We start from the raw sequence: 26,237 nt of genomic DNA, 5'->3' as shown, positions 1-26,237 counted from the left end.
ACTAGCATAAGAAGTTGCTCTACTCAGAGTGCTTTTGCGAACTCATTCAAGGCAGGCTATCTAAAGTGAGTAATGACATAATGGTTATTCCCCTATGAATTTGTTCGTTGCCGAAGTAGGCAGCAAAAACACCCTAACAGGCGAATTTCAGCGCTTTTGCTCCTGCGTTAATCAGCTTGAAGGTAGAACAACGATGCCCTTAACGCATTAACTTACCTCAAAACCACTAATACCAATCAGTATAAGAAGTTGATCTACTCAGAGCGTTTTTGGCACGCTAATTCAAGGCGGATAAATGACATAATGGTTGTTCCCTTATGAGGTTATTCAACGCAGAAGTAGCAAGCCAAAAACACTCCTACAGGCGAGTTTTAGCGGCTTTGATGCTGCGTTAATGAACTTGAACCTAGTTTAACTATGCTCTTCATTCATTGCTAACCACATGGATGTGGTGAATGTCATTAATGCAGGAGCATTTAATGACCTTACCTCAAAGCCGCTAAACTCTCGCTGAGCGATCAAATCTTTATACTGATTAGTATTACAGCTGAATACGGCCAAATTTTTCTTAATCTATTTGTCGCTTGCTGAATTAAGTCGTGTAGTCGCAGCACTCAGTGCTTTCAATGAGATGCATGAGTAAAAGTACTTTAATGATATTTTTGGAAAGCTTGTCAGGAAAAGTGATAAGCCCCCAGATAGCCACATCAGGCTACCTGGGGGATTACTCGCTTTGGATAAGCAGGCGCTAGCAAGCCAATCTAAGCACTCAATTAAAGCGCTGACGTTGCACTAATTGAGCTTGGTTTGTTGGGTTACTGACAGCTCCGCCTGCAACATTTAGATGAATGTTCAAATAGGAGAATATACATTTATCTCAACTATAAAAACCATCCAGTGGAAGCCTAAATGCCACTAAACCTAATCAGGTTTGATACGGAACAGCTCCTAAAACCATCTACGGGAACGATGAACTATAGCCTAAAAAAAACAGCTGTGCATAACCTTGTGAGTAAAAATGTACAAATATTCAAACAAAAGTGTGAAAACCAACTAAAGTCTTTTTATTTTATAGTGTTAAAGTATTAGCCAGTGCCCAACTCACACAGAAGAAAGGCACTAAAATGTACTCATGTACCACTTGAGCTGATCTTAAAGTGCCCCACAGCTAGATTGCTAAATATCGTAGTGCAGCCCACACTCACGTTTCATACCATTAAATCTCGTTTCCTCTTCTGTCATTCCCAGTTCAAGTGGTTTACTTGAGTGAGTATCACCGACAGAAACATAGCCTTGATCCCACAATGGATGGTAAGGCAAATCAAACTCGCTGAGGTATTCATGTACCTGTTTATTGCTCCACTCGATAATAGGTAGCACCTTATATCGCTTACCGTGAATAGCGAGTACTTGTAGTGCTTCGCGAGTGCTCGACTGCGAACGTCTAAGCCCTGCAAACCAAGTGCCGACCTCTAACTCTTTAAGCGCACGTTGCATAGGTTCAACTTTGTTGATCTGGTTATAGCGATCGAGCCCGTCAATACCTTGCAGCCACAAAAAACCAAACTTTGCCTCTTGCCAAGCCGCGCTCAATGGAGAGGCATAAACTTTAAGGTTCAGCTTTAACCGCTCTGTCAGTTCATCAATGAACTTATAAGTCTGGCTAAATAAATACCCAGTATCGGTGAGAATAACAGGGATATCCGGCTTTTCCGTACTTATCATATGCAGCATAACGGCGGCTTGAATGCCAAAGCTCGATGACAACGCAGCCTTACCGGGTAAGTACTCAAGCGCCCAACGAACTCTATGTTGCGGGGTCAATTCATCAAGAAAAGCATTGACCCTTTCCAGTTCCGCACGCTGCTCTATTTCTGGCGCTGAAAGCAAAGCTGCCAACGCCTCTTTAGAGATAACAGAATCTATCGGCAGATCAGCCATGAAAATCCTTAGCAGCATCTATTACTGCGGTCACGACACCGCTGCGAACGGTATAGTTACCAAATGTCTCACCCGTTTCTCGCTCGGCAACATAGCGTGCAAACAGGCTATCTAACTCAGCAAGAATTTCTGCTTCCTGAATATTCTCCCGGTACAGCTTATTTAGACGTGTTCCTTCAAAACTCGCTCCTAAATAAAGGTTATAACGACCAGGCGCCTTACCCACCAAACCTATTTCAGCAGCAAATGGACGTGCACAACCGTTAGGGCAACCCGTCATGCGGATCACAATACCTTGATCTAAGAAACCATGCTTATCTTGCAGCGCTTCCACTTTCGTTAAAAAGTCAGGGAAGTAGCGCTCGGCCTCAGCCATCGCTAGCGCACACGTTGGCAGTGCCACACAAGCAATTGAGTGACCACGAGTTTCGGTTATGAGCTTACCCATCAACCCGTGTTGCCTTGCCAACGCTTCAATTTTATCTTTATCTGCTGCGGGAACACCTGCAATAATAATATTCTGATTAGAGGTCATGCGGAAATCACCTTGGTGAATTTTTGCAATCTCTCTTAGTCCTGTTTGTAGCGGTTGACCCGGCAAGTCTTTAACACGCCCACCTTCAATAAATAGCGTTAAATGCCAGTTGTCATCAACGCCCTGCTTCCAACCATATCTATCGCCGCGATCACCGATTACAACATCACGCTTTGGTTCAAATTTAATTCCAGTACGCTTTTCAACTTCCGCTTTAAAGGCATCATAGCCGTGTTTCACAATCGTGTACTTAAGACGAGACAGCTTACGATTTTCTCGGTTACCCCAGTCACGCTGTACGGTCATCACAGCTTCGGCAAACTTAAGCGTATCTTCTGCTTTGATGTAACCAAAGTCATCAGCTAAGCGTGGGAAAGTGGCAACTTCACCATGAGTCGAGCCCATTCCGCCACCAGCAACCATATTAAAGCCAACTAATTCACCCTCTTCAGCAACAGCCACAAAGCCTAAATCATTGGTGTAAACATCAACATCGTTATCTGGCGGTACTGCGACAGCCATCTTAAATTTTCTTGGCAGGTAAGTCTTACCGTAAACAGGCTCAACCTCTTCCCCCTCAGTGGTGACTAACTTCTCATCGTCTAACCAGATTTCAGCGTAGGCTTTTGTATGTGGCAGCATGTTGTCTGACAATTGCTTCGCATAAGCATAAGCTTGCTGATGTAACTTAGATTCAACCGGGTTTGGGTTGCACATCACATTACGGTTTACGTCACCACAAGCTGCGATCGAATCCAATGCTTCACGGTCAAGGTCTTGAATAATCGTCTTCAAGTTACGCTTTGGAATACCATGATATTGAAATGTCTGACGCGTCGTTAAACGAATGCTGTTTGAGCTGGTTAGGTTTGAAGCAATATCATCAACTGCTAACCATTGTTGTGGCGAACACACGCCACCAGCAACACGAGCACGCAACATAAAGCTATACAATGGCTCTAGCTTTTGCTCTTTACGTTCATTACGCAGATCACGGTCATCTTGTTGATAGAATCCATGGAACTTAATTAACTGTTGATCGCCTTCACTAAACGCACCCGTTACCGCGGTGTCTAAACCTTCTTGAATGGTGCCACGTAGATAATCGCTGTCAGTCTTTAAATATTCGTTTACTGCTAACTTCTTCTCACTCATAGCAAGATACTCTCTATTATTCTTTTCTATTGCTGCTGGTAAATCGGTACCAGCACCTCATCAATGCGTTCTGTTTGCTCAAGTGGAAATTAGTAAACGTCTTTTTGGTAACGCTTTGCTGCGCGCAGAGTCTCTAAGTACTCTTCTGCTTGCTCTGTTGTTTTGCCGCCAAACTTGACCACCACATCGAGTAGCGCTTGATGCACATCTTTTGCCATACGCTCCGCGTCGCCACAGACATAGAAATGCGCACCAGACTCAAGCCACTGCCACAAAGCTTCACCTTGTTCAGCAATCTTATGTTGCACATACACTTTATGTTCTTGATCACGAGAGAAAGCTAAATCGATACGAGAAAGTTCACCGCTTTGCAGATACTGCTGCCACTCAGTTTGATAAAGGAAGTCTTGTTCAAAGTGTGGGTTACCAAATATCAGCCATGCATTACCTTCAATGCCTTCAGCAGAACGCTGCTGCATAAATGCTCTAAACGGTGCAACACCGGTTCCAGGTCCAACCATAATGACTGGTGTTTCTGGATTTTCAGGCAGACGGAAATGGTTATTTGGTTCAAGATAAACTTGCACTTGTTGACCCTCTTCCGCACTGGCTAGGAATTGAGATGCTCCACCAAAACGCGCCACACCATCACGCTCATCTTCAACAAGAGCTACCGTTAGGTGCACTTCAGATTCCACTTCAGCTTGGCTAGAAGCGATAGAGTAGAGTCTCGGAGTGATCCCACGAAGTAAGCCAACTAGCTGTTCAGCCGTCACTTTAGCTGGATGCTGACGCACTAAATCTGCCACTTGATTGTTATTGACGTATTCACGAACCCGTGCTTTGTCGTTACTGATCTCAAGCAAGACTTTACTTTGACTGAGCTCAGCCCAACCAGTCACTAGTCCGGGATAGAGCTGAGTTAGCTCCTTCTTATTAATCAGCGCATCACGCAAACTTAAATTGTCGCTACCTAAGGCCACTTGCTCGTCACCGTTTAAGCTCAAGCTTTCAAGCAGTTCATTAACTAATTGCTCACTGTTGGTGAACCATACGCCTAATGCGTCGCCTGCTTGATAACTAATCCCCGATTCACCCAGCTCTATTTCAACATGGCGTACATCGCGGTCAGAATCTCGACCCGTTAGCTTTTGGCTTACTAATAACTCAGCAGTGTAAGGCTTTTGCTTGGTAAAGCTTGAAGTGGCAGAGCTTGCTGTACTGCCGATTGACACCACACTAGCACCAGCACTCGTAATCAGTGGCTTAACAGCCTCAAGAACACTTTCCTGCCAAGCTGCAGCCAGCTCTTCATAATCAACATCACACTCAATAAGCGGTGAAATAGACGTCGCACCGAGTGCTGCAAGACGAGCATCAAAGTCTTTACCCGTTTGGCAGAAGAACTCATAGCTTGAATCACCTAATGCCAATACGGAGTAATTAAGGTTATCTAATTTAGGGGCACGTTTTGATGACAAAAATTTGTGCAGTTCGATAGCATCATCAGGTGCATCGCCTTCACCATGAGTGCTGACAACCAATAACAGTAAGGTTTCTTGCTTTAGCTGGCGCGCTTTGTAATCGCCCATTGAAACCAAGTTAACAGCGTAACCTTGCGCTTGTGCTTTTTCAGCAAGCTCTGACGCCACACCGCGACCGTTACCAGTCTGGCTACCATATAAAATAGTAATCGTTTGCTCTGCACTTGCTTGCGGTACAGCAGATGTTCCTTGTTCAGAAGTCGCTGCAAGGTAACCGCTTACCCATGCAAGTTGAACGGCACTCAGTTCAGCAGTGAGCTGCTTTAGCTTATCGACCTGCCCAGAAGACAAAGGTGATGCGAGTGATGAAAGCTCTTTTAACAACATTAGGACGGCCCAGTATCAGTATAATGCTGGCAAGCTTAGCGCCTCGCTAAGAAAGTAAAAAAGAATAAAAGATGATTTTTAATTCCATTTTGGAATATACAAAGATTGAAAATTAAGCTACAAAAGTATCTGACATTTGAATGAATTCACTTTTAGTGGGCTTGATGACAGCAAACTTCTATCTAAAAGTGTGGCCTAGCGCAAATTTTTCAGTCTGACCAGTACCATAAACACGATATTGAAAAATATGCACTTGTGTCTAAATTCAGAGTCGCCACAATATGCAGCCTTACATATAAAAAATGACATCTGTCCCTACGAATGTCCTCAACTGAGAGGTTAACCTTTGTGAAGTTAGGTATCCCCAAAGAAAGTCACGCCGGAGAAAGTCGAGTTGCACTTATTCCAGCCAATGTGGCCCGACTCCTAAAAAAGAATGTGCAAGTGCTAGTTGAAAGCAATGCTGGAAGTAAAGCCGGGTTTACCGATGAAGACTATATCGCAGCAGGGGCAACTGTTGCCTCCCGCGAACAAGTCTTAAGTGACGCGGATGTAATTACTGTTGTTAACGCCAAAGGCGAGCAGCTTGCAGAGCTCAAGACAAGCATCAAACCAGAACAGATTATCATCGGCATGATGGATCCTCTGGCGCAACCAAAGAATGCTCAAGCCATTGCAGAGACGGGGGCTACAGCGGTTGCGCTTGAGCTTGTACCGCGTATTACACGTGCGCAAAGCATGGACATCCTCTCGTCTATGGCCACTATTGCAGGTTACAAGGCTGTGCTTTTGGCAGCCCATAAAGCACCACGTTTGTTCCCAATGATGATGACAGCAGCAGGTACCCTCAAACCTGCACGCGCTTTCATTATGGGTGTCGGTGTTGCAGGGCTTCAAGCTTGTGCAACCGCTAAGCGTTTAGGCGCAGTGGTTGAAGCTTATGATATCCGCCCTGCAGCCCGTGAGCAGATCATCTCTGTGGGCGCAAAACCGGTAGAGCTAGATTTAGAAGCAGAGAATACGGAAACCAAAGGTGGTTACGCCGCCGAGCAAAGCGATGACTTCTTAAAACGTCAACAGCAAGCAATGGCCAATGTGTTAGCGCAGCAGGATATTGTTATTACCACCGCCGCGATTCCAGGTCGAAAAGCACCTATCTTGATCACTAAAGAGATGGTTGATGGTATGAAAAGTGGCACCATCATTGTAGATCTAGCCGCTGAAACTGGCGGAAACTGTGAACTAACAGAAGTCGATAAAGAGGTGATTTACAAAGGTGTGACCATTCTAGGTCCATCAAATGTGCCAGGCAGCGCGGCAAATCACGCCAGCCAAATGTACGGCACTAACATTGAAAACCTACTTAAACTGATTGTCGACAACGATGGTGTATTACATCTCGATTTCGACGATGAGATTGTTCATGACACTGTCGTAGCGCACAAAGGCGAAGTGGCAAGTGCCCGTCTACGCGATCTTTTAGGACTACCAGCGCAGGAACCAACACCTGAAGCTGCTACACCGGAGGCTAAATAAATGGAAATTTTACTTTTACTGACCCTATTTATGGTCGCGGTATTCCTCGGCGTCGAGATGATCACCAAAGTACCGCCAACACTGCATACACCATTGATGTCTGGCTCAAACGCGATCTCAGGGATCTCATTAGTTGGTGCACTCTTATCAGCAGGTTCTGGCGCTGGAATTTGGGTCAACGTGTTTGGTTTTATCGCCGTGGTACTTGCCACAATTAATGTTGTTGGTGGCTACATGGTGACTAACCGCATGCTAGCTATGTTCAAAAGGAAATAAGCCACTATGAGTACGACGATTATTTATCTCGCCTATTTGGTGGCTGCGAGCTTATTTATCTTAGGGATAAAAGGCCTGACCAAACCCCGTACGGCAGTGAGAGGTAACCAACTTTCAGCGCTGGGTATGTTCATCGCTGTAGTAGTCACCTTATTAGATCAAAGCATTTTAAGCTATGAGTGGATCATTGCTGGTGTATTACTCGGTGGCACCATTGGCGCTGTCATGGCGACCAAAATCCAAGTGACTTCCATGCCACAAATGGTTGCGATGCTAAATGGTTTTGGTGGCGGTGCATCGCTATTTATTGCATTAGCAAACTTTCTTGACCCTGAGTCAGCCACTCATACCGTTGCACTAATATCTATTAGCGCAACAGTGATTATTGGTGCGGTGACGCTTTCAGGTTCGTTTATCGCATTTGCTAAGCTGCAAGAGCTTATCTCCGGTAACCCGATAAAGGTGCCAGGCAATAAGATCTTCAATGCCTTGCTGCTGATAAGTGCTGTTGGTTTAGCCATTGCTATTGTGATGGACCCAAGCAACATCAACCTGATTTACGCACTGGTTGCTGTATCTCTGGTACTCGGTTTACTGTTAGTTATCCCTATTGGCGGCGCAGACATGCCGGTAGTGATAGCACTGCTTAACTCATATTCGGGTATAGCAGCGGCAACCACTGGTTTTATTACAGGTAATACAGTACTGATTATTTCGGGTTCACTGGTTGGCGCATCAGGAATTATTCTGACGCAGATTATGTGTAAAGCGATGAACCGCTCGCTATTTAACGTGCTATTTGGCGTGATGGCAGAAGGCGGCGAAACAGTTGATGCTGATGAAGTTTACGCAGGTAAAGTGACTTCTTCATCACCAGAAGAGGTCGCGATGCTACTAGAAACAGCTGAGCGTGTCGTCATCGTTCCTGGTTACGGCCTTGCGATGGCACAAGCGCAACATGCAGTGCGTGAATTGGCATCTGTCATGGAAGCCCGTGGCACCAATGTGCTCTATGCTATTCACCCCGTCGCCGGACGCATGCCGGGGCACATGAACGTGCTACTGGCAGAAGCTGAAGTGCCTTATGAGCAGTTAATTGAGATGGATGAGATTAACCCGCAGTTTGAGCAAACTGATGTAGCGATTGTTATTGGTGCCAATGATGTTACCAACCCTATGGCACGCGAAGATAAAGGTAGCCCAATTTACGGCATGCCAATTCTTAACGTCGACAAGGCGAGAACTGTGGTAGTGGTCAAGCGTTCACTTAGCCCAGGCTTTGCTGGCTTGCCTAACCCGCTATTTGCAATGGATAACTCAGTCATGCTGTTTGGCGATGGTAAAAAAGCCATTGTTGAATTAACGCAAAGCTTGAAAGAAGCTGACTAAGGCAATATACAAATCTAAAAAGACCGCATTCGCGGTCTTTTTTTTAATCATAGCTTCATCTTAATTTGTTAAGCTTATGTACAAAATCAGACATAATACCAATCAGTATAAGAAGTTGATCTACTCAGAGCGTTTTTGGCCAGCTCATTCAAGGCTGGCTAATCCAAAGTGAATAATGACACAATGGTTATTCCCTTATGAGTTTATTCGTTGCCGAAGTAGGCAGTCAAAATACTCCTTATCAGAGAGTGGTAGCGGCTTGGATGCTGCGTTAGTGAACTTGAACCTAGCTTAACTATGTTCTTCATTGCGAACAACATGGCCAAGCATGTTCCTGACATGCTTAAGGCATTCCTCCCTCCTTGGAGGCCAGATACCAGCTGGTTCGAGAGTAAGGATGCTCGAAGCTAGAAAAATGCAGGAGCGATTATCGAGAGTCACGCAAGAGCAGTTACCGAGCAACATTTAAAGACCTTGCCTTAAAGCTGCTAAACTTTCGCAGAGTGATCTTTATACTGATTGGTATAAAGTAATGTTTACTTATACTAACTCCTATACTCATGGAACAGATGCTGCGCTTATCTAAGAAGAATAATATGAATCTAAATTTCATTTCCACGCTCTCCGTCAGTTTAATGCTGCTGACCCCGTTAAGTGTTGTTCAGGCCAATGATGAGCCAGCGAAAACGGCTCCTGTTACCAATGAAGCAGCCCAACTGCCAACGACATATCAATGGAGTGATAACTGGGGCATAGGTATTGGTATGCGCCGCGGTGATATTCCTTATGCCACAGAAGAAGATGAGGTGTATGACACACTGCCACTTATCTATTTTCAAAATGACTATTTCTACATAAACGGTATGGAAGCTGCTGGCCACATTTGGAAGAACGATAACCACCAAATCAACCTTTATACCCGTTTTCGTTTTGTTGATATCCCGCAAGAACTGCAAAATGACACCCAGTCTCAAGCATTCGATTTCGGGCTACAGTACCGCTTTGTTAAAGATCAGTGGGATGTCGACTTGGCCTTCCTTTCTGATTCGAATAAACGCAGCTATGGTTATAGCCGAACACAATACCTTTGGGAGTCTGAAGACTGGCGCTTAATACCTTACGCTGAATTTCAATGGAAAAGTGCTGACTTTAATCAGTTCTATTATGGTTTAGACCAATATGACGTTGGCGGTGGAGTGAGTTTTAATGCAGGTATCAAAGCTCGATACCATGTGATTAGCAATCTATATCTACTCGGCCAGTTCGGTGTTGGCCGCCTGGAAGATGATGTTTATCATCTGCCCAGTATTAACAACCGTTTTCAATATGAGTCCTTCTTTGGTTTCGGCTTTTTCCCCGAGTCAAAGAAAAAGAGCTATTCAGCTAAACCCGCCATAACTAAACAGGAAAAGCCGACTGAATACCTACGTATTGCTCACGGTTGGGCAACACCATCAAACCTGAACGCCATACTCAAATGGCAGACAAAAACAGACCCTTATAATAACCAGATGACTTCTGCATTCTATGGTACACAGTTAACCGATACCCTGTTTACTCTACCAATCGATTTGTACTTAACCCCAGGCATAGTTTGGCACCATGACTCTGAAGTACAGGATAATATTGCTGAAGCCATTATCGCCGTAAAAGCTTATTACACTTTCGAGATTGGTCCGCGCTTTAGACTCGGTGTGGCCGAAGGTTTATCCTATGCCAGTACTGTGACCTATATAGAATCGAGTGAGCTTGCAGAGAAAGATTACAAACCATCGAAGCTGCTTAACTACTTAGACTTCTCTTTAGATGTCAATGTGGGTGATATTTTCAATTCAAGGGATATGGAAAACCTCTGGTTTGGTTACAGTATTCATCACCGCTCCGGCATCTTTGAATCAAGTTCAGCCTTTGGCCGCATAAGTGGTGGTAGTAACTATCAATCGCTTTACCTGCAATGGCATTTCTAAACGTTTTGAATAGTTAAATAAGGCCGCATTATGCGGCCTTATTTATCTTTGTACGCATTGCCTTTTATCGAGAAACCTTCACTTCAGGAGAGTTAAGCAGTGCCAAAATGGGGTTCGCTGACATCACTCGAGCCTTAAGCAATAAACCTATGATGAGGCCTGCAATAAAGCCACCAATGTGCGCCCAATAAGCAACCCCGCCTTGTGCCGCCCATGCGCCAAACAGGTTTATCAATAACCAAATAGCAAAGAATACCATTGGAGAGAGTTTCTTTTGGTAGATAACAAACATAAAGGTAAGGCTGGCATGCCTAAACCAAAGCAGATACATACCAAATAATCCCGCTATGGCGCCACTCGCTCCGACCATAAAGATAGCTGAAGTTGGATCGGATGCTATCTGCGCAAAAGCAGCCGCAAAACCACATAAAAGGTACACCGCCAAAAAGCGTGCATGACCGAGTGCATCCTCTAAATTGTCACCCACCACATAGAGAAAATACATATTACCCAGCAGATGGATAATATCGCCATGCAAGAACATATGGCTTAGCAACGGCATCACCTGCTCACCCTGCATCACTAACGATGGCTGCATTGCAAAGTGATCGAACACCCATACTGTTGCTGGTTCGCTATAACCATAAGCAAAGAAGATGATGATATTTAACGCGAGTAAAGCATAAGTAACCCACGGCTTACTCTTGGTTTTAAGGTTATACTCAATCGGCATCTGTAATAGAAATTGAAACAGCCAAGTTTTAACACTGGTTTTCTGATTGAGTTGTTCTAGAGCTGCTCTTACTCTAGGAGATTGCACCACCTTTTCTCGTTCATGCTCATCAATCCACACTCCAGTGCAAGAATGGCAGACATCGACCTCTATCTGAAAGTCATCCATCAAGTAATAGTGCTGCATATTGCATTTACAGTGACTGCACTGTCGAGATGACACACCTAAGTTCTCACCTAACGCGTTTTCGATACCGACATTGCTATTACCATTGTCAGCGACAGACAGCGCGCCATTGAGCTCGCCACTATCAAACCAAATTCCGCCGCATTGAGTACAGCTATCCACTTCTTGACCATGAAAGTCAAACACTCGCATCGCTTGGCTATTACAACCAGGGCAGATGATCGTCATTTTATATCCTTATTCGACAGTAATATCAGCAGCTTTTAGCTCAACAGCTAATGCTTGGTAGTTATCTTTTAACATTGGCAGGGTAGATTCAGATACCCCTTTGGTTAGCTCTTTGAGCTTTTTTGCGCCAAATTTAGCACCGTAAAAGCGTGTTTCCATTTTGGAAATAATATCGGCAGATGCCATATAAAAACGCCGCGTCTCGGTTAAGATCTGCGTTGGCGTTTCAAGCGTATTGGCGGAGTAACGCATATTTTCCCAAACAAAGGTGGCCATATTGGGGTGGATACTCTTTAAATCATAAGGAGAGTTTTTCGCTACTGTATCTGCGTATTCGTTGATAATGGTCACGTTGTCATTCACTTCATCATAAAGCGCATGCCGCAGGTAATAATTATTCTGTTTATTAGATAGAACATCAAAAATAATAGCCTGCGATAAACCTTCTTGAGCCGCGAGGTAGACACCGACGATGGTGGCAATGATCATAAATACTTGGCTAATCCAAAAACTGGTTTTAACTAACTCTTGATTATCAAGTTTGGGGAAACGTTTGATAGGTTCTGCAGCAGCGCTGACCTGAGGTTTGACATCCATTTCGTGCATTACTCCTTGATGCTGAATATTTAATTCACAACTCTTAAAATCTAGAACGCCGCAAGCATATACAAAAACAACTTTGCTCGCTATAACCTGTTAGTGTTTTTTAGAGACAGTGCTAAACAAGATTTATAATTAATATATAAAGAGATAGCGACTGATCCAACCATCAACTAAAACGAAAAATTCACTTGCTTATCGTTCATTTATACATCACCATTGGCCATCGAAATTTTAGTCAATATAAGTGAATTTAAATGCTACACACAGCAGCTATGAAGCTAACGTCGCCTTTTATCGAAAACAGAAAAGAGACGCTAATGGATACTAATAGCCACTGGATAAAACTCACTAATGCTCAGCGATTTGCCTTTTATACATTAGCAAAATTGGGCTACCAGTTATTGTTTGTTCGTAACGCGAATAATTGCAGCACAGCTGTTGCCAGCCAGGACAATAAACTCGCAACAATTGATGATGAAGGTGAGATTAACTTTAATCCAAGTATCATACTAAGAGAGCAAAAATAGCGTTACTTTGCCCCCTACACAAGCTGCTTCTGACTAAACAACAACACAGCACTACGCCCCAGTAGCGTATCAATCATTGATGAACCATGCTCACCGAGCTCAGCAGATGCCTTAGCATTAAGCGAACCTAATGTTTTATATTGCGCTGAATCCAATTGACTAGAACCGCAGATAGAGAAAAACAGCTTCACGATGCCGCTAAATGTTGGCGACTCTAACGCACGAAGCCAAGAGGTTCGTAACGCATCACGGCAACTAAAATCTAAGTGTTCCATAAGTAAACTTGCAAATTTAGGCTCGAGCTGGGTTAAGAAATCTGACTTATGAGGGAAGTGATGACTTATACCGGTGCGGCTGATCCCTGTTGCTTCAGACAAACTTGAGTAAGACATAACGTCATAGCCCATTTCTAAGATCTGCTTCTGCGCTTCAATTAAGATCTGCTCGATAGTGTGCTTAGTTTCAGCTTTTGAACGCTTTGGCATAATACTTCCCGTTACCTTTTACAATTGATCTCACTCTATCAAAAGCATGCTGCTGAAACTCGCATCTTATGTAGCAATCTGACAGGTGTTCAGCTTAGGTTCAGCTAAAAATGGTTGCTAGGCTTGTTCAAGGTTGGGCTTTTACCAGCAGGCTTGCTGCTATGAGAACGGCGGGATCACGTTAGATAAATACTGACTTTCTTTTGCGGCAAAGTGAGTTAGCCCTCTATTAGTTTTATCAAGCTACGCTTTCATTTCTATAAAAATAAAAGTCGTGGCGCTTCGCCCATTCTTGTAACAGAGAGTCGAGCCAAGGGGCAAAGCGCTTGCGCCCAGCTCTTGATTTCATAAGAGTCTATCCCTCAGCGCCCCTAACGAAGTTGTCTTCCTCGTACTTATTCAAAATAGCCTAACGCTTCCGATGGGACATCTGATGTAAATGGATTTACGAATGCCGTGATGGCATGGTCAATGATGTTCCCGACATCATATAGACATTTCCCATATCCATATAGGTCAGATGCCAAAGAACGGCCTGTCCCGCGAAAGCTATGCCCACATCTGATAGGCTGGATGCCTGAATGTCTTGAAGTGCACGGATGCACGAGAAAGACCGTGTGAGCACTGCGGACTTTGGCTTATAAAGAGTCTTCAACATACTTCGGCAACCCCTATGGGGAATAGCTGTTTCCTGCGAGTTTCGTAACTAGGTTTTGCCCCAAAATGAGTTTACGCCAGCAATTAGTCCAATACAGCAATAACCTCTTTGCAATATTTTTTCTCATCAGTCGGAAAGAGCAGTGTTTATGTTTTTATACAGTATTATTGGTTTTGTGCGGATAATCACCAAATTATGCGCAATCAGTTCGCGGTTTGCTATTGAGCTAAAATAAAAAGAATAGTAAATTCAAGTAACTAAAAACGCGCTTGCTCGTTTGCAGGAGATACGAGGCAAACAAAGTGTCCATTCTCGTTTTTCCAGAAGGTGCATTTGAACTAACCGTTGAAAATTATTATAAATCAGACATTTAAGTGCATACACTTTGACTGTTCTAACCTGGTAAACGCGCAAGGCGTGTATACAAATGTTAGGGCTCTATTCTGGTATTGCTCGCTAATTTAGTAAGGAAGTATTTTGAGTTTTAATAGAAAAAAGGCAGAAGAAATCGCTGCCAATATTTGTCGTAATGATGATGAAAGGAGCCTGATTCCTTCATTTGTAGAAGTTTGTTCATTTCTTTCTGATTTTCCAGATGAACTATCTTGGAGAACGAATAAAGATAATCCTGTTAAGCCGAGCGTCGAAACTGATTCTGGGCTTAGTACTCTTGCAAATAGGTATTTCGAAGGGTATCGAAGGTCTGATTTTCCGGTAGAGCCGAGTACTGTTCCGGATGAAATGGTGTCAGTTATTATGGAAAAAGCGTATGGGTATACAACTGCGCAATGTGAACAAATTAAACTTGAGCATCAACATGCAATGTGCTCTGAAAATTGTGTAGGCAATTTACTTGAGCGATATTTGGATTCTAAATTACGTGATAGTCATTGGAGCTGGTGTTGTGGAGAGTTTGTAAAAGCAATTGACTTCTTGGGTAGAAACGAGAAAAACGAATGGATTGCACTCCAAATTAAGAATAGAGACAATTCTGAAAACTCATCAAGTAGTGCAATTCGTGATGGTACCAGGATTCAAAAGTGGTTTAGGTCTTTTTCTAAGGACACTATAAAAGGTAGACCCAGTTTTACAAACTGGGCTAAATTACCAGAATTAATGCAGGGATATGATTTAAGTGAAGCAGAATTTAAAAATTTTGTTTCTCAATATATAACCGCAGAGAAAGCAAAACGTTAAATACTAGGGTTTGGCACTAACCAAACCCTAATTCTTTTTGTTCTGTTGATTCTTTATGCTTTAGAACCTGTTTGGAAAATTGCTCTTTCCATTCTTTATCACTCGTATTCTTGTATCTAGAGTATTTGAAATTATTAAAACTTGGGATTTCATTACCTTTTAATAAATTCATTATAAGTTTCCCTACAGCATTTCCCATACTAATAGGAACTGCGTTACCAACCTGTTTATATTGTTGAATTATAGGCCCAGCCAAGTCCCAGCTGTCTGGAAATTCTTGAATTCTTTTGTACTCTTGAACAGATAAAGGACGATCTTCAACTGGGTGCGCGAGATCTGTTGCAGGCATCGCAGGATGTGTGACCAAAGTTGGGGATGGTTTATCCCAGCCTAGTCGTCTTAAAAAACCTGTTTTACCACCACCTGAATAAAAAGATTTTCCCATTGCCTCTTTTTGAGTTTCAATAGGTAAATTTTTCCAATTTTGCCCTGCCGATAACATTCGATAATACTTAAGCCTTTTTTCTGGAAAAGTTAAATGGTCATGGCTCGTTAGATTAGAAATAGCTTTTTTTACCGTATTCCATTTCTGCAATCCATCACTACCGAATTCAGAATGAGTGGGCACCAAGTACGGAGGTTTTACCCCATCTCTAGAACAAATAATGATCACTCGTTCTCTTATTTGAGGTGTACCAAAATTAGCTGAGTTGTATAAATTAAAAGAGTACGAGTAACCAGAATTCTCTAACCTATTAATAATAAAATTCAGCGCTCCGCCTTTTAACTCATCTAATCCAAGCTCGGGATAATCATCACCTCTTTTTTCATGTGGGCGATGTTCCATAGGGCATGATAAAAGCCCTCGAACATTTTCTATTACAAAGTATTTCGGTCTTAATTCCAATGCGAGGTCGATATACTTCAGGAACACGTTTCCTCTTTCATCATTGAGGCCTTTTCTCTTTCCAGCTGTACTAAATGCTTGGCATGGAGGCCCGCCCATTATTAAATCAATTTCTTCGTCTTTTCCTAAACCCGCAGCTAACCTAACTTCGTTGGCACTATATTTATTAATGTCAGTTAGTAGTGCTGTATCTGGCTTATTCAGTGCGATAGTTTGCCTACAATACTTATCTACTTCACAGGCAAGCCTTACATCAAAGCCTGACTTCTCTATTCCTAAATCTAACCCCATAGCGCCAGAAAAGAAACTTAGTGCAATGGGCTTCTTACACTTCTCATTGACATTATAAGCAGGGTGATCTTCTGCAACCATATGGGCTGTGCGTAATCCATATTTATCAATGCTTTCAGCATTGATAATCCATGAGTTCCCAAACTTTCTCGACTCCAGTTCACCTTGCCTACACAAGGTTCTCACTCTTTGTTCACTAATATTTAGTTGCTTAGCTGCATCTTTGATGCTAATTTCGGTACTCACGCAGAGTTTCCTTATCGAAACCTATAATAAGTACCATTATAGCTGTATATAAAAACAGGTCAAGCCCTAACAAGTTGCTTAAACGGACAAAAAACAATAATAAAGACATAGCGAATAAAGACATAGCCACCCATAGTTAATGGCACAAATACCCCTCTCCTACTATGCTTGATTTGAGCATTTAACAAGGAGGTTGTATGCCGCGTCCAAGACGAACCCTCATTAGCCTTGAAGACACACCTTATTATCACTGCTGCAGCCGTGTTGTTCGGCGCGCCTTTCTCTGTGGTGATGATAAATACACGGGTAAAAATTACGACCATCGCAGAGCTTGGGTTGAAGAGCAGATACTCAAGCTCAGTGAGGTGTTTGCTATTGATGTCGCGGCGTATACGGTGATGAGTAATCATCTGCATGTGGTATTGTATATCGATGTCGAGCAGGTTAATGCTTGGTCAGATAGGGATGTAGTACTGCAATGGCATAAACTGTTTAACGGCACGACGTTAACTCAACAGTTCGCTAAAGGTGAAGTCATCGATGAGCATTTAGTGGTTCAACTCAAGCACCTTATTGCCACTTACCGCTCAAGGCTCATTGATATCAGCTGGTTTATGCGGTGTCTCAATGAGCCGATTGCCAGGCAAGCTAATCATGAAGATAACTGTACTGGGCACTTCTGGGAAGGGCGTTTCAAGTCTCAAGCATTGTTAGATAAAGCGGCAGTTCTGGCTTGTATGGCGTATGTCGAACTCAACCCTATTCGCGCTAAAATAGCTAACACACCAGAGCAATCAGACTTCACTAGTATCCAGTTAAGAGTCAAAGCTGCACTGAAAGGCGAACAGCCCAAGAAACTATTACCGTTCATTGGCAATGAACGGATAAATCAGCCAAAAGGCATTGGTTTCTCATTGCAAGACTATCTCCTATTAGTCGATGAAACAGGCAGAATTATTCGTGATGATAAACGTGGAGCTATTTCGTCGAACGCTGAAAACATCCTCAGTCGCCTGAATATCCCAACAGCAAATTGGCTCAAAATTGTCACAGAGTTTGGTCAACTGTTTCACGGCCCTGTTGGTACATTGGAGGAATTCAACCGTTACTGTGAACACCTCAACAAGCGACGACGGCATTTCTCAAGCAGCTGCGAATATATGCGAAGCCATTAACCCAGTGTTTTTCAAAATTGATATCACCTAAAATCGACTTTCCTCAGACAAAATCACTGAGTTAACCATCAGCACTTTTCAGAAGAGTATTTCAGCCAAATTTTATCATTTCTTGCAAATTATACCGGCAGCCTCGCTTTCGCGAGGAATATTCATGATAAGAATACGGCTAAGTATTGAAGTCGCGCTCTTAGCTCGTTATGTTGTTGATTAATAATGGCTGGCTATTAGTTTCTTTGACTGATCTAACCAGATAAACGCGCAAGGCGTGTATACAAATGTTAAATGGCAATCATGAATAAGCTCATATTGATCACCTTTATACTCGTCGGTGTATTTTTCACAGCGCTTGCTGGCTGTGAAGGGGTGTATATCGGCTTGTTTGCCTCAGCAGAAGAGCTGAGTGAATATCCATGGGGTACTGAGTTAGGCTGGATATACCTCAATAAAACTAACTACATGCTTTCCGGGTTACTTATGGCATTTGCTTCATGGTTGCCGTTATTGGCTTATGTGCTCGCTAAGCATTTAACAAGCAAAGGCAATCCGACGCGAAAAGACGCGCGGTTGCTTTGAGCGTTGCAGCATGTTTGAGTTAAGAGTCAATTTTCAATAAGGAAGTGGATTAATGTCAGAAGTTTCTTGGGATGAATACTGGGAAAAATTGAAGCTAAAATTAGCTCCTTTTAAAAGAGTTTCATGGGAGCCTATAACGGAAGAAGCTCAAACGTCAGTGCATAAATCCAAGTTTTCAGGGATCCCCGTAGTTACTAGAAGTGGCTGGCCATGCTGTAAAAACTGCAATGAACCAATGCAACTATTTGCTCAAATTAACTCACTTGATATTCCAAATGAAGCAAAAACACCTTTTGGTGACGGTATTCTCCAAGTGTTTTATTGCACTAATGAGGAGCCTCATTGTGAAGTTGATTGTGAATCTTGGGCTCCGCATTCTGAAGCTACATTATTGAGAATTCTTCCGGTAGAGGTAGATGATACTTTTCAAGTCACAGAATCACCAGTTAAACGAGCATTTCCCGAAATAAGTGTTGTTGGTTGGAGAGAGCAAGAAGATTATCCTGACACAATGGAACTAGAAGATCTCGGGGTAAATCTATCAGAAGATGAAATTGATTTTTTGTGTGAAGATGAAGTGCCATTTGCAGGAGAAAAACTAGTTGGCTGGCCTTGTTGGGTGCAAGGTATTGAATACCCTAAATGTCGAGTTTGTGAAAAAGAAATGAATTTTATATTTCAAATAGATTCGTCAGGCGAAATACCATATATGTTTGGAGACTCTGGTTGTGCTCACATATCACAATGTGCCGAGCATAGAAATGAGCTAGCAATGGTGTGGGCCTGCTGCTAACAAGTCACTCTAAAGGAGAATGCTCTTTATACAGTTTGCTCAGTTTCGCTTCGCTACACAATTTTAGCAAACTAATAAAAAGCCCTTTAATGTGGGCGTTACTGCATATCCGTTTGCCGTACTTTCCCTAATTAAACTCAATACCCCAAGCGCCTTAACTCTAACAAGCTTTTGTCCAATAATGAGTTAGCTATTAAAATAGACTTTCTAGCTATTCATCTGAGTTGGGCTGCGCAAGCTTCTAAATCATGGATGATCTAGCTGAGCCTATAGGGATATATTCACGGCGACTTGCAAAAGCTCAATGCAGCTGAATGGCGCTTGATTGCCATATTTCCGCTTAACTTCGATACTGTTCGTTAGACTCCTCTGGCTACCTCATATCGGTCCAATAATGAGTTAGCGGCTAAAATGCACTTGCTAGTTATTCATCTGAGTTAGGCTGCGCAAGCTTCTAAATCAGGGATGATTTAGTAGAGCCTATAGGGATATATTCACGGCGACTTGCAAAGGCTCAATACAGCTGAATTACCTTAATCTCGATACTGATCTTAAGGCTCGCTAGGTTAAATCTATCCTATCCAGAAATAAGTCACCAAGCGAGACTTTACAGTTACAGTCGAGGAGCTATGCTCGGTGTCTCTGGCTGCATGCTTTGCTCCGCTAACCAGCGCTTTGCGCTTGATTGCCCCATAATCTTAATCAACGTCGGCTCTAGGTAACGGCCTAAATCGGGTTTGCGCCAATACATGTAACCGGGTAAGGGTTGCACAGTACCTGCGCCAAAGGTGCGCTGTATAAGGCTAGAAAATTCTGCGATACTATCATCATTCGGTACAGTTAACAGCGGCCAAAAATCGGTTAAAAAGGCATTAAAACTATCGAAGGATTGCAGCTGCTTTACACTGTAACGCTGTAATGCTTGCGCCAGAATAGGGACGCTCCAGTGGGACATAAATTCGGTATTGGCTATCACATCGATATTGCGCCTATGGTATTGCTGCCAAGCTAAGTTCACGCTATTAGTTTCATTGGCTACCCGCCAAACTAGGTAAAGATCAGATAGCCACTCATGTTGATAGGTGCTGTTTATCTCTAGATTTAAGCTTTGCATTGCCGCTATCGCTTCAAGGTGACCCAACTCATGCCAGTAAGTCAGTTCATCTTGCCGATTAAGCGCTAACGAGTAATGACCCGCTCCCCAGTTTACGCTGCGCTTATGCGGCAGTTTATCAAAATCAGTCACCAATACTCCGGCAATTTCGCGGTGAAGGAGCGGTAACACCATTGCTGCACGTGCGCCCATTGATAGCTGAAGTAATTGACTATTAGGCAACTGGACTCTAGCAGACTCAGGCAGTACCTCTAAACAAGTCGCTAGTGTGTCACGTTCGCAGATGAGGGCTTTTTGGGTTGCTATATCCTCCCAAAGAAAACCACTTGAAAGCAGTAAACCCGCAGCCAATGCTATAGCCATTGTGCGACTTCGCTATTGGCTTGCCATAGAGATTTTAATCGGGTCAATGGGATGTTCCTCTGCACACTCAACAGCAACATGACTGTTGCACTTTGGTGCACTCAAACTTAGGAAATAGCGCCACTATGGCGGGTTCTTTCACAGATTTAACCTTGATTGTACCTAATTTTTAATGATGTTGAATAAATGTGGTCAAGATTGCGTTAGAATAATGAGTAATTTTCCAATGTATTCGAGTTTTCCGTGGTAGAAAAAGCCCAATTTTCATCTCACCTTTATCATCCTAAGTACTGGCTCCTTTGGCTAGGTGTAGGTCTGATGCGTCTCACACAAGTATTGCCTTTGCGTATTCAAATGAAAATGGGCGCTGCGCTTGGCAGGATGGCAATGGGTATTATTGGCAAACGGGTGAATACTGCTAAACGTAATTTGCAGCTGTGTTTTCCCGAAATGAGCGATGCTGAACAACAAGTTCTGCTACGTGAGAATTTCGAACAAACGGGTAAAGCCATTTTCGATACCATTAATGCTTGGTGGTGGTCCGATGAAAAAATCCAGCAGCATATGACCATAAAAGGCCAACAACATGTTCAGCAGACACTCGATAATGGCCAAGGGGTGATTTTATTTGCTGTTCACTGTTTACCGTTAGAGATGGGCGCACGCATCTTTGGCCAGTTCCAACCGGGTGTCGGCGTATACCGTCCGCACAACAATGCGGTGATGGAATATTTGCAGGTAAAAGGACGACTACGCTCTAATAAGGCCTTAGTACCGAAAAGAGATCTACGCCAGATGGTGCGAAGCCTACGAGCGCCTAATGTTATCTGGTATACCGCCGATCAAGATTTTGGCCGTTCAAGTGCCACTTTCATCCCTTTCTTCGCCGTAGAAGAAGCCGCCACAATTACCGGAGCCACTACGTTGGCAAAGCTTGGGAAAGCTAAAGTGTTGCCTTTTTTTGTAGAGCGCAACAGCAGCGACACTGGCTACAATATCGAGATCCAAGCACCACTGGACAACTTTCCTGGTGAAAATGAAATTGAAGATGCTAAGCGCGGAAATCACATCATTGAGCAGATTATTAACCGCAACAAATCACAATACATGTGGCTACATAGACGCTTTAAAACCCGTCCTAATCCAGAAGATCCATCATTGTATAAGTAATCATTATCGCCCTTTGTAAAATTGACAACGGGCAACGGCTCACTTTGCTGCTAACCAATAGCAGCAAAGTCACTGTTTGTACAACTTTTATCCAGCCTAGTCCTCCAGCTGCAGTGTTAAAGTATCAACTCATTGTCAAAAAGACACTTAGTGTCATATGGACACACTAAGACATTGTCTTTATGACAACCCTCCGTTATCAACAAAAATACCAAAGTATTATAAATCAACAACATAGATAGTTGGCATGTTATCTGCTCTAGCAAGGTTCGCCTGAATAATAACGTTGCGCTAAGAGGACTTATGAGCAAACAAAGACTAACTGCAATGGCACTACTGCTGGTGCTAATTGCTTCATTTACCGTACTACTAAGTATTGGTAGTGAGATCTATCGAGAGAAGCCGCCTATCCCGACGGCTTATGTCGATAGCCAAGGACAAACACTGTTTAGCAAAGATGATATCGAACAAGGTCAGTTAGTTTGGCGCTCTATGGGGGGGCATCAACTAGGGTCTATTTGGGGCCATGGCTCATACGTTGCACCAGACTGGACTGCAGACTGGTTACACAAAGAAGCTCAGGCTTGGTTAGATATTACCGCTAAGCAACGCTTTAATAAAAACTTTGCTCAACTCGATTCACAGCAGCAAGCGGGACTTGAGCAAGCTCTGCGAGAAGATATTCGTCGCAACACTGTCGTCCAGCAAGCCAATGGCGATACAGATATCACCCTTTCAGCGACTCGTATCGCAGCGATTAAACAGGTAGAACAGCACTATCTAGCACTATTTGGTGACGATCCTAAGCTATCATCACTGCGCGAACAGTATGCGATGAAAGAGGGAACCGTTCCAAGCTTAGATCGCCGCGAAAAACTCAATGCCTTTCTATTTTGGGGAGCTTGGGCTGCTGTCACTGAGCGTCCAGATACCGACTATACCTACACCAACAACTGGCCATTTGACCCGCAAATTGGCAACACGCCAACCTCAGACAACGTTGTTTGGTCAATTTTAAGTATTGTCACCCTAATTGCCGGTATTGGCGCACTGGTCTGGCACCATGCCAGCGGTAAACATGAAAGCTTACCCAAGCCTGCCGATCAAGATCCTTTGTTCTTTACTAAACCGACGAAGTCTCAGAAGGCTGTAGGTAAATACTTTGTCACCGCAATCGGTCTGTTTTTACTGCAGATATTGCTCGGTGGGATCACCGCCCACTATGCCGTCGAAGGACAAAACTTTTATGGCATTCCACTTTCAGAGATCTTGCCATACTCAGTCACCCGAACCTGGCACACCCAATTAGCAGTATTCTGGATTGCCACAGCATGGTTAGGCACAGGACTTTACATTGCACCAGCACTGTCAGGTCACGAACCTAAGTTCCAGCGCATTGGTGTTAACATACTCTGGGTTGCCTTAGTGATTGTAGTCCTTGGCTCTATGGCTGGCGAATGGATAGGTGTACAGCAGTACTTTGACCTAGACATGAACTTCCTATTTGGTCATCAAGGTTATGAATACATTGATTTAGGCCGCGTGTGGCAGGTGCTATTACTTGCAGGGCTGCTTATCTGGTTAGCACTCGTTACCGCAGCCATGCGCCCAGCGTTAAAAGTTAAGGGTGAGATGCGTCCAGTCATTTGGGTGCTATACGCTTCATGTGTTGCGATTGGGCTATTTTACGGTGCAGGCCTCTTCATGGGTAAGCACACTAACCTAGCGATTGCCGAATACTGGCGTTGGTGGGTAGTTCACTTGTGGGTAGAGGGCTTCTTTGAAACCTTCGCAACTTCTGTTATAGCCTTGATGTTAGTGCGCCTAGGGCTCATCCGTGCTCGCAGTGCTAATGCCGCAGTGCTATTTGCTACAGTAATCTTCTTAACTGGTGGTTTGATTGGTACTTTGCATCACCTGTACTTTACCGGCACACCAACGTCAGTGATTGCATGGGGCGCGATCTTCTCTGCACTTGAAGTGGTTCCGCTAGCATTGATTGGTTTCGAAGCCGTTGAAAGCTACCGTTTGCGCGCTGCAAGCCCTTGGATGATCCGTTATAAATGGGCAATTATGTTCTTTGTTGCCACCGCCTTTTGGAACCTAGTGGGTGCCGGCGTATTAGGTTTTCTCATTAACCCACCGATTGCGCTGTACTTTATTCAAGGCCTAAACACCACAGCAACTCATGCTCACGCAGCATTCATGGGGGTATATGGCATGTTAGGTATGGGGCTTATGCTGTTCTGCTTACGCGGGCTAACAGGTCAAATGCAGTGGAATGAAAAGCTATTAAAAGGTGCTTTCTGGACCATGAACATTGGCTTGGCGGCAATGGTGTTTATGTCGCTACTTCCTGTGGGGATCGTGCAGTTCTTCGCCGTGATCGACAATGGCTACTGGTTTGCTCGCTCCCCAGAAGTGATCCATAGCCCATTGGTTGAAACCTTAGTCTGGATGCGTATGCCAGGTGACGTATTGTTTGGCTTTGGTGGTCTATTTATGGGCTACTTCCTATTCGACATTATCAAAAAAGCGATAGGCAAAAAGAAAGCCGCTGAATTGGACAATGACCAAGCTTCAGCAAATGCTTAAACCGTAAAGCGACAAAAATTTAAGGGCGCAGTTTATCTAGCGCCCTTTTTTATTACCTATCTCTATTTAACAGTATATTTGACACTGCAAGCATTGAGCTTTAATGTCAAAAAGACAAAACGCGACACTCAACAAATGCTAACCGCGGCTGCGCGACGCAATGGATATCACCTATGTCTTTAAGCCAAACTGACCTTACCCGTATCGCCTTGGATATTACCGCAGGTCTGTCTGATCACGACCGCTTCTCTCGCTTACTCGATACCATAAGGCAAACCTTACACTGTGATGCTGCCGCGCTGCTGCAATTTACAGGGCAGCAATTTAATCCGCTTGCAATTGATGGTCTGAGCCCAGATGTGCTTGGGCGTCGCTTTATTCTGAGCGAACACCCAAGGCTTGAAGCTATCGCTCGCGCTGGTGATATTGTTCGTTTTCCAGCTGACAGTGAGCTGCCAGATCCTTACGACGGCCTAATTCCCCATCAAGGTGATCACTTAGTGGTGCATGCCTGTATTGGCTTACCGCTATTAGCTAATGGCGATCTTATCGGTGCGGTCACCATCGATGGCTTCGATCCGCAGCAATTTAATGCCTTCAGCGACAATGAACTGCGTACCCTAAGTGCAATTGCAGCAGCGTCACTCAGCAATGCCTTAATGATCGATAAACTGGAAAAACAAGCGGTACAATCGCAAGAGGTAACGACTGTTACGCGGATTAACACCGATGCGCCAGTGGAGATGATAGGTCAGTCGACTGCTATGAATGCCCTGAAAAATGAGCTAAATGTGGTTGCTAGCACCGACCTAAATGTGTTGATTTTAGGTGAGACAGGTACCGGTAAAGAGCTGGTTGCTCAATCAATACATCAGCTATCTAACCGTGCCAAGCAAGCGTTGGTTTATTTGAACTGCGCCGCGTTGCCCGAATCCGTTGCTGAAAGCGAGCTTTTTGGTCATGTAAAAGGTGCTTTTACTGGCGCCATTAGCCACCGTAGCGGTAAGTTCGAAAAAGCCGATAACGGCACACTCTTTCTAGATGAAATTGGCGAGTTACCGCTAGGGCTGCAAGCCAAACTATTACGAGTATTACAGTATGGCGATCTACAAAAGGTCGGTTCAGATAAAAGCCTTAAGGTCGATGTTCGAATCATTGCCGCCACCAATAAAGATCTTAAACAGGAAGTGCTTGCTGGACGCTTTAGAGCAGACTTATACCACCGTCTCAGCGTATTTCCGATAATGGTGCCGCCACTAAGAGAGCGAGATGGCGATATCACCTTGTTGAGCGGTTTTTTTGTCGAGCGTTGTCGTCAGAAGTTAACCCTGAAAAGCTTAAGACTCGATAGCCAAAGCTTAGCACTACTCAATGGTTACGATTGGCCTGGTAATATTCGTGAATTGGAACATGTCCTGCACCGTGCGGCGGTGCTTTCAAGAGCGCAATCAACATCAGATAGTTACCTTATCGCGCCGCAGCATTTTGACTTTCAAGCTGAAGCTCCCCAAAGTATTGTTAGCAAACCTAAGTCTGGCGCTAAGGCACTGCCAAGCAATCAAACCTTAAAACAGGCGACAGCAACATTTCAGTCGCAGTACATTCAACAGGTACTCACAGAAAACCAAGGTAACTGGGCTGCCACAGCTAGAGCTTTAGCGCTCGACTCAGGTAATTTGCACCGATTGGCTAAACGTATTGGCATAAAATAGCCAATTTA

20 protein-coding genes are annotated in these 26,237 nt (G+C 43.8%); 12 read left to right on the top strand and 8 right to left on the bottom strand.

Annotated elements, in window-relative coordinates; all coding sequences use genetic code 11:
• Positions 1-1,176: 1,176 nt before the first annotated feature.
• The 3 genes from SWP_RS03790 to SWP_RS03780 form a co-directional block, all read right to left on the bottom strand.
• Positions 1,177-1,941: a phosphoadenylyl-sulfate reductase gene (locus SWP_RS03790; protein ID WP_020911042.1), complete on the bottom strand. Its 765-nt coding sequence runs from the start codon at positions 1,939-1,941 to the stop codon at positions 1,177-1,179.
• Entirely contained in the window at positions 1,934-3,631 is a 1,698-nt protein-coding gene (gene cysI / locus SWP_RS03785) for an assimilatory sulfite reductase (NADPH) hemoprotein subunit (protein ID WP_020911041.1), read from the bottom strand. The genes SWP_RS03790 and cysI overlap by 8 nt, the downstream gene beginning before the upstream one ends.
• Positions 3,632-3,720: 89 nt before the next feature.
• Positions 3,721-5,502, bottom strand: coding sequence for an assimilatory sulfite reductase (NADPH) flavoprotein subunit (locus SWP_RS03780; protein ID WP_020911040.1), 1,782 nt, complete (start codon positions 5,500-5,502; stop codon positions 3,721-3,723).
• A 348-nt stretch (positions 5,503-5,850) separates the two neighbouring features.
• Here SWP_RS03780 and SWP_RS03775 point away from each other — a divergent pair, with 348 nt between their 5' ends.
• The 4 genes from SWP_RS03775 (at position 5,851) to SWP_RS03760 (ending at position 10,670) form a co-directional block, all read left to right on the top strand.
• Entirely contained in the window at positions 5,851-7,038 is a 1,188-nt protein-coding gene (locus SWP_RS03775) for a Re/Si-specific NAD(P)(+) transhydrogenase subunit alpha (protein ID WP_020911039.1), read from the top strand.
• The gene (locus tag SWP_RS03770) at positions 7,039-7,314 is read left to right on the top strand and encodes an NAD(P) transhydrogenase subunit alpha part 2 (RefSeq protein ID WP_020911038.1); all 276 of its coding nucleotides are present in this window, start codon (positions 7,039-7,041) and stop codon (positions 7,312-7,314) included.
• A 6-nt stretch (positions 7,315-7,320) separates the two neighbouring features.
• Positions 7,321-8,703: an NAD(P)(+) transhydrogenase (Re/Si-specific) subunit beta gene (locus SWP_RS03765; RefSeq protein WP_020911037.1), complete on the top strand. Its 1,383-nt coding sequence runs from the start codon at positions 7,321-7,323 to the stop codon at positions 8,701-8,703.
• Between the two features lie 596 nt (positions 8,704-9,299).
• Complete coding sequence (locus tag SWP_RS03760) at positions 9,300-10,670, top strand: MipA/OmpV family protein (protein ID WP_020911036.1); 1,371 nt, start codon at positions 9,300-9,302, stop codon at positions 10,668-10,670.
• A gap of 64 nt (positions 10,671-10,734) precedes the next feature.
• Here SWP_RS03760 and SWP_RS03755 read toward each other — a convergent pair whose 3' ends face one another.
• Positions 10,735-11,817, bottom strand: a complete 1,083-nt coding sequence (locus tag SWP_RS03755; protein WP_020911035.1) for a rhomboid family intramembrane serine protease — start codon at positions 11,815-11,817, stop codon at positions 10,735-10,737.
• A gap of 9 nt (positions 11,818-11,826) precedes the next feature.
• The gene (locus SWP_RS03750) at positions 11,827-12,414 is read right to left on the bottom strand and encodes a hypothetical protein (protein WP_020911034.1); all 588 of its coding nucleotides are present in this window, start codon (positions 12,412-12,414) and stop codon (positions 11,827-11,829) included.
• 323 nt (positions 12,415-12,737) lie between these two features.
• On the opposite strand from SWP_RS03750, the gene SWP_RS03745 reads away from it, so the two are divergent.
• Positions 12,738-12,947, top strand: coding sequence for a hypothetical protein (locus SWP_RS03745; RefSeq protein WP_228371109.1), 210 nt, complete (start codon positions 12,738-12,740; stop codon positions 12,945-12,947).
• Between the two features lie 14 nt (positions 12,948-12,961).
• Here SWP_RS03745 and SWP_RS03740 read toward each other — a convergent pair whose 3' ends face one another.
• The gene (locus SWP_RS03740) at positions 12,962-13,432 is read right to left on the bottom strand and encodes a TetR family transcriptional regulator (protein ID WP_020911032.1); all 471 of its coding nucleotides are present in this window, start codon (positions 13,430-13,432) and stop codon (positions 12,962-12,964) included.
• A 1,135-nt stretch (positions 13,433-14,567) separates the two neighbouring features.
• Between SWP_RS03740 and SWP_RS03735 the strand changes: the two genes are divergently transcribed.
• Entirely contained in the window at positions 14,568-15,287 is a 720-nt protein-coding gene (locus SWP_RS03735) for a SinI family restriction endonuclease (RefSeq protein ID WP_020911030.1), read from the top strand.
• A 16-nt stretch (positions 15,288-15,303) separates the two neighbouring features.
• Here SWP_RS03735 and SWP_RS03730 read toward each other — a convergent pair whose 3' ends face one another.
• The gene (locus SWP_RS03730; protein ID WP_020911029.1) at positions 15,304-16,731 is read right to left on the bottom strand and encodes a DNA cytosine methyltransferase; all 1,428 of its coding nucleotides are present in this window, start codon (positions 16,729-16,731) and stop codon (positions 15,304-15,306) included.
• Between the two features lie 197 nt (positions 16,732-16,928).
• Between SWP_RS03730 and SWP_RS03725 the strand changes: the two genes are divergently transcribed.
• The 3 genes from SWP_RS03725 (at position 16,929) to SWP_RS03715 (ending at position 19,275) form a co-directional block, all read left to right on the top strand.
• The gene (locus tag SWP_RS03725; protein WP_020911028.1) at positions 16,929-17,906 is read left to right on the top strand and encodes a hypothetical protein; all 978 of its coding nucleotides are present in this window, start codon (positions 16,929-16,931) and stop codon (positions 17,904-17,906) included.
• 294 nt (positions 17,907-18,200) lie between these two features.
• Positions 18,201-18,482, top strand: a complete 282-nt coding sequence (locus tag SWP_RS03720) for a hypothetical protein (RefSeq protein ID WP_143711163.1) — start codon at positions 18,201-18,203, stop codon at positions 18,480-18,482.
• A 52-nt stretch (positions 18,483-18,534) separates the two neighbouring features.
• Positions 18,535-19,275 (top strand): DUF1963 domain-containing protein, encoded by a 741-nt coding sequence (locus SWP_RS03715; protein ID WP_020911026.1) that lies wholly within the window; start codon positions 18,535-18,537, stop codon positions 19,273-19,275.
• Positions 19,276-19,888: 613 nt separating this feature from the next.
• Here SWP_RS03715 and SWP_RS03710 read toward each other — a convergent pair.
• Positions 19,889-20,752 carry a hypothetical protein gene (locus tag SWP_RS03710; protein ID WP_020911025.1) on the bottom strand — a complete coding sequence of 288 codons (864 nt, stop codon included), beginning with the start codon at positions 20,750-20,752 and terminating at the stop codon, positions 19,889-19,891.
• A 243-nt stretch (positions 20,753-20,995) separates the two neighbouring features.
• Here SWP_RS03710 and SWP_RS03705 point away from each other — a divergent pair, with 243 nt between their 5' ends.
• The 3 genes from SWP_RS03705 (at position 20,996) to norR (ending at position 26,229) form a co-directional block, all read left to right on the top strand.
• On the top strand, positions 20,996-21,922 hold the full coding sequence (locus tag SWP_RS03705) for an LpxL/LpxP family Kdo(2)-lipid IV(A) lauroyl/palmitoleoyl acyltransferase (RefSeq protein WP_020911024.1): 927 nt from the start codon (positions 20,996-20,998) through the stop codon (positions 21,920-21,922).
• Positions 21,923-22,225: 303 nt separating this feature from the next.
• Positions 22,226-24,517, top strand: coding sequence for a nitric-oxide reductase large subunit (locus SWP_RS03700; protein WP_020911023.1), 2,292 nt, complete (start codon positions 22,226-22,228; stop codon positions 24,515-24,517).
• Between the two features lie 173 nt (positions 24,518-24,690).
• Positions 24,691-26,229: a nitric oxide reductase transcriptional regulator NorR gene (gene norR, locus SWP_RS03695; protein ID WP_020911022.1), complete on the top strand. Its 1,539-nt coding sequence runs from the start codon at positions 24,691-24,693 to the stop codon at positions 26,227-26,229.
• Positions 26,230-26,237: the final 8 nt, after the last annotated feature.

The organism is Shewanella piezotolerans WP3 (assembly GCF_000014885.1).
GTDB classification, from domain to species: Bacteria; Pseudomonadota; Gammaproteobacteria; order Enterobacterales; family Shewanellaceae; genus Shewanella; species Shewanella piezotolerans.
The sequence above is the reverse complement of the archived record's forward strand: the minus strand, read 5'-3'. Positions and strand labels throughout refer to the sequence as shown.